The sequence below is a fragment of the Methyloversatilis sp. XJ19-49 genome, assembly GCF_024580145.1.
In the GTDB taxonomy this organism is placed as follows: domain Bacteria; phylum Pseudomonadota; class Gammaproteobacteria; order Burkholderiales; family Rhodocyclaceae; genus Methyloversatilis.
In genome coordinates this window covers 1-4424 of record NZ_JANINI010000027.1, presented here as the reverse complement: position 1 = coordinate 4424, position 4424 = coordinate 1, and the positions used below count along the sequence as shown (strand labels likewise).

Sequence of the window (4424 nt, the reverse complement as noted above, 5' to 3'; positions counted from 1 at the left end):
CGCGGCGAGGCCGCCGCTCCCACAGGGGAGGCGCGCCCGAAGACCACGGCGAGCCCTCAAGCGCAGGGACTGTGGGAGCGACGGCCTCGTCGCGATTGGTGCGATGACCATCACGGTGCAACGTGCGTATCGCGGCGGGGCCGCCGCTCCCACAAGGACGGCGATCGTGCTGTGACCATCGCGGTGCGAAGTGCGCATCGCGGCGAGGGCAGAGCGGGGGTTTCGGCGAGCACTGCTCGCCGCCCGCGGAGCCGGTTGGCCATGCAGGGCCAACCGTGGATCGCCGCTCCCACAGGGGGGCGCGCCTGGAGACCACGGCGAGTCCTCAGCGGGTTGGCTGGTGCACTGCAGGTTCGCCGTTCGGCCCGGGTGAGGTAGGGTGCGTGGTGCCGTGATTGCACGGAACCAACCGAACTCAGGCGGAGCGTGTTGCATGAGGAAGACGTACTCACCCCGGGGCTTCATCGAGGCGCTTTCGGCCTTTCTCATTCGCGGCTCGCTGAAGCTGGTGTTGAAGCCTGCGTTTTCGCCGCGCTGGTCGATCGAGGCGCAGCGGCGCTGGCTGGCGCGGCTCGCCCGTACCACGCTGGTGCCGGCCGGGGTGTCGATCGAGCCGGCCACGGTCGGCGGGGTGCCGGGCGAGTGGCTGCGCCGGCATGACACGCCGCCGGTGCGCCCGGGCATCATCCTTTATCTGCATGGCGGTGCCTACTGCGTGGGCTCGGCGCTCGGGCATCGGGCACTGACGTCGCGCATCGCGCTTGCCAGCGGCCTGCCGGTGTTTTCGCTGGAATACCGGCTCGCCCCGGAAAACCGCTTTCCGGCCGCCATCGACGACGCCGTCGCGGCCTTCCGCGCGCTGAACGATCAGGGCCCGGTCATCATCGCAGGCGATTCGGCCGGCGGCGGTCTGGCGCTGGCGGCGGCCCTTGCACTGCGCGACGCCGACGCGCCGCGCCCGGCGGCACTCGTGCTGCTGTCGCCCTGGGTCGACATGACGCCCGCCGGCATGCCCGACACGGTTCCCGCCGGCGAGTGCATGCTCAGCACCGACTGGGCGTCGGCCTGCGCCGCGCACTACCTGGGCGATGCACCGCCCGAATCGCCGCTCGCCTCGCCGCTGCACACCGATCTGCGCAGTCTGCCGCCGACCTTGATCCAGGCCGGCACCGACGAACTGCTGCATGACCAGGCCGTGGCGCTGCACGACGCGCTCGAGGCCGCGGGCGTCGAGGTCGAATGCGACATCACTGCGCGGCGCTGGCATGTGTTCCAGATGCATGGCGGCGCGCTGCCCAGCGCCGACGCGGCCATCGCCCGCATCGCCCGTTTCACGCACGCATCGCTCGCGCTCGCCACGCCGCCCATCACCACGCGGCACGAAGTGGTCATCCTCGGCGCCGGCATGTCCGGCCTGTGCATGGCCGTACAGCTCAAGCGCGCCGGCATACACGATTTCGTCATCCTCGAAAAACAGGCGGGGCTCGGCGGCACCTGGTGGGACAACACCTACCCCGGTGCGCACGTCGACGTGCCCGCGCCGGCCTATTCCTTCTCGTTCGCGCCCAACCCCGGCTGGTCGCGCCGCTTCGCCTCGGCGCCCGAAATCCAGGCCTACATGCAGAAGGTGGCCGAAAAGCACGGCCTGATCGGACACATGCGGCTCGGCACCCGGCTTGCCGAAGCCACCTTCGACGAATCCAGCGGCCGCTGGCAGTTCGCCACCGAGCGCGGTGATGTGCTGAGCGCGCGCTTTTTCGTGTGCAGCACCGGCCCGCTGAGCCAGTTGCGCTGGCCCGACATCCCCGGGCTGGCCGATTTCCGCGGCAAGACGCTGCACTCCGCCCGCTGGGACCACGGCTACGCCATGGCCGGCAAGCGCGTCGCCGTCATCGGCACCGGCTCGACCGCGTCGCAACTGGTGCCGCCGGTCGCCGCCGAAGCAGGGCAGCTGTACCTGTTCCAGCGCACCGCCAACTGGGTCATGCCGCGGCTCGACCGTCGCTACACCGTGCTTGACCGGCTGCTCGCCCACCTGCCGCCGTACGCCGCCGCCGTGCGCGCCGCCTGGGTGCAGGCGCTCGAACTGGGCCGGCGCGGCTTCGACGAAGGCACGCTGGCGCGCAAGTCCATGCTGATGACCGCCGCGCGCCACCGCGACAAGCAGGTGCCCGACGCCGCGCTGCGCGAGCGGCTCACGCCGCCGTACCCGCTGGGTTGCAAGCGCATCATCTATTCCAACGATTTCTACCCCGCGCTGTGCCGGCCCAACGTCGAACTGGTGACCGACGCCATCACCCGCATCACTCCGACCGGCGTGGTCACGGCCGACGGTCGCGAGCGCGAGATCGACACCCTTGTGTGCGCCACCGGCTTCGACGCCGTGCAGCTGCTGTCATCGCTGCGCGTCACCGGTCGCGCCGGTCGCACGCTGGCCGAGGCCTGGTCCGACGGCCCGGCCGCCTACCAGGGCATTACCGTGGCCGGTTTTCCCAACATGTTCCTGATGCTCGGCCCCAACACCGCCACCGGCCACACCTCGACGCTGCTCTATATAGAACCCGAAGTGCAGCACGCCATCACCTGCATGCAGGCCGTGCGCACCGGCGGCCGGCGCTGGATCGATGTGCGCCCCGAAGTCGCCGACGCCTGGAACCGCGACCTGCAGCAGCGCCTCGGCACCTCGGTCTGGAGCCAGTGCCGCAGCTGGTACCGCATGGAAAACGGCCGCGTCATCGCCATCTTCCCCGGCTTCACCCGCGAATACGTGAAGGCCGTGAAGAAACCGGATCTGGCGGATTACACGCTGGCGTGATGCGAAGCGGGATTACTGTCGGAGCGGCGTCCCCAGAGACCACGGCAAGGCTGCTAGCGCAGGGCTGTGGGAGCGGCGGCCTCGCCGCGATCGTGCGGCGACCATCGCTGTGCAAAGTGCGAATCGCGGCGGGGCCGCCGCTCCCACAGGTGCGGCGCACCCGGAGACCACAGCAAGACCTCAAGCGCAGGGATGTGTGGGAGCGACGGCCCCGTCGCGATCAGTGCGGCGACCACCCCGGTGCGAAGTGCCCATCGCGGCGAGGGCGGAGCGGGCGTTTCGGCGAGCACTGCTCGCCGCCCGCGGAGCCGGTTGGCCATGCAGGGCCAACCGTGGATCGCCGCTCCCACAGGGGGCGGCGCCACAGACCGCGGCAAGGCGCTCAAGCGCAGGGATGTGTGGGAGCGACGGCCCCGTCGCGATCGGTGCGGCGATCATCACAGTGCGAAGTGCCTATCGCGGCGGGGCCGCCGCTCCCACAATGCGCGTCTCCAATGGAAGCCGCGCGCGGCTACTGGACCATGACAACGAAATCTGCGGGCGACAAAATCGAAATGCCGTGAAATGGATGCAACACCAGGAAATCCCGATCACCGGTCACGATGGCTTCCGCTTCGCCATTGAGGGCGACATGCAGGAATTTATCGTCTTTCGGGTCGCGGCATGCGGCGACGCGGTGGGTGATGTTCACCATCCGCGCGACCCCGCCGAAAAGTCTTAGAAACTGCACACGTTCGGCGACCGACAGATAGCGGTCAAACTTCGGCCGGCTGATCACCTCCGCCAGCTCGTTCATGGTTTCTTCAGACACCAGCACCACACCCCGGGCAAGCGCATGATCGACCGCGCGGGCGGCGACGCCGGTCGGAAGAAGCAGCCGACTGATCAGCGCGTTGGTGTCGAGAACCCAGCGGCGCTCAGGCATCGTCGGCGAGCAGGCCGGCGAGTGTGGCTTCGTCGATGCCGGCTTCTACCGCCCGAGCGCCCACCCGGTCGCAAAAGCGCTGGAACTCGCTCACGTTCAGCCGCGTGAGCCGCTCGTACTCGTGCATCGACATCACCACCGCCACGTCGCGTTTCTGCCGTTGAATCGCGATGGGCTCGCGAGCGGCGGCGTCAATCAATGCAGCGAAGCCCTGTTTGGCTTCGCTTGCTGCAATCGTTTTCATGACAAGATTCCCATGTGACGACGAAAGATTAATACATTTTGTACGATTTATACGAATTGTACGTCACCAGCGATCCAGGTCGACATCAAGGTCAGCCCAGCCAGCTCGCGCAGCACGCGGCGATAAGTGCAGTTTTTGCGGGAGCGTCGCTCCCAGTTAGCTCGGCAAGGCCTCAAACGCAGGAACTGTGGGAGCGACGGCCCCGTCGCGATCAGTGCGGTGACCATCAGAGTGCAGAGTGCCTATCGCGGCGGGGCCGCCGCTCCCACAGGTGCAGCGCACGCGGAGACCACAGCAAGACCTCAAGCGCAGGGATCTTGGGAGCGACGGCCCCGTCGCGATCGGTCCGGCGACCATCAGGGTGCAGAGTGTCTATCGCGGCGAGGGCGGAGCGGGGGTTTCGGCGAGCACTGCTCGCCGCCCGCGGAGCCGGTTGGCCC

General features: G+C 68.6%; 3 protein-coding genes. 1 reads left to right on the top strand and 2 read right to left on the bottom strand.

What is annotated here, in order from left to right; translation table 11 throughout:
* Nucleotides 1-433: 433 nt before the first annotated feature.
* Entirely contained in the window at nt 434-2815 is a 2382-nt protein-coding gene (locus NMQ16_RS18925; protein ID WP_257082515.1) for an alpha/beta hydrolase fold domain-containing protein, read from the top strand.
* 511 nt (nt 2816-3326) lie between these two features.
* Here NMQ16_RS18925 and NMQ16_RS18920 read toward each other — a convergent pair.
* Together NMQ16_RS18920 and NMQ16_RS18915 are read right to left on the bottom strand one after the other, a co-directional pair.
* On the bottom strand, nt 3327-3740 hold the full coding sequence (locus tag NMQ16_RS18920) for a putative toxin-antitoxin system toxin component, PIN family (protein WP_257082514.1): 414 nt from the start codon (nt 3738-3740) through the stop codon (nt 3327-3329).
* Complete coding sequence (locus NMQ16_RS18915; RefSeq protein ID WP_257082513.1) at nt 3733-3984, bottom strand: type II toxin-antitoxin system Phd/YefM family antitoxin; 252 nt, start codon at nt 3982-3984, stop codon at nt 3733-3735. The genes NMQ16_RS18920 and NMQ16_RS18915 overlap by 8 nt, the downstream gene beginning before the upstream one ends.
* Between the last annotated feature and the right edge of the window lie 440 nt (nt 3985-4424).

What these genes read in the sequence shown, in the direction of transcription:
- NMQ16_RS18925 (WP_257082515.1), top strand. Translation starts at nt 434, where the DNA reads ATGAGGAAGACGTACTCACCCCGGGGCTTCATCGAGGCGCTTTCGGCC.
- NMQ16_RS18920 (WP_257082514.1), bottom strand. Translation starts at nt 3,740, where the DNA reads ATGCCTGAGCGCCGCTGGGTTCTCGACACCAACGCGCTGATCAGTCGG.
- NMQ16_RS18915 (WP_257082513.1), bottom strand. Translation starts at nt 3,984, where the DNA reads ATGAAAACGATTGCAGCAAGCGAAGCCAAACAGGGCTTCGCTGCATTG.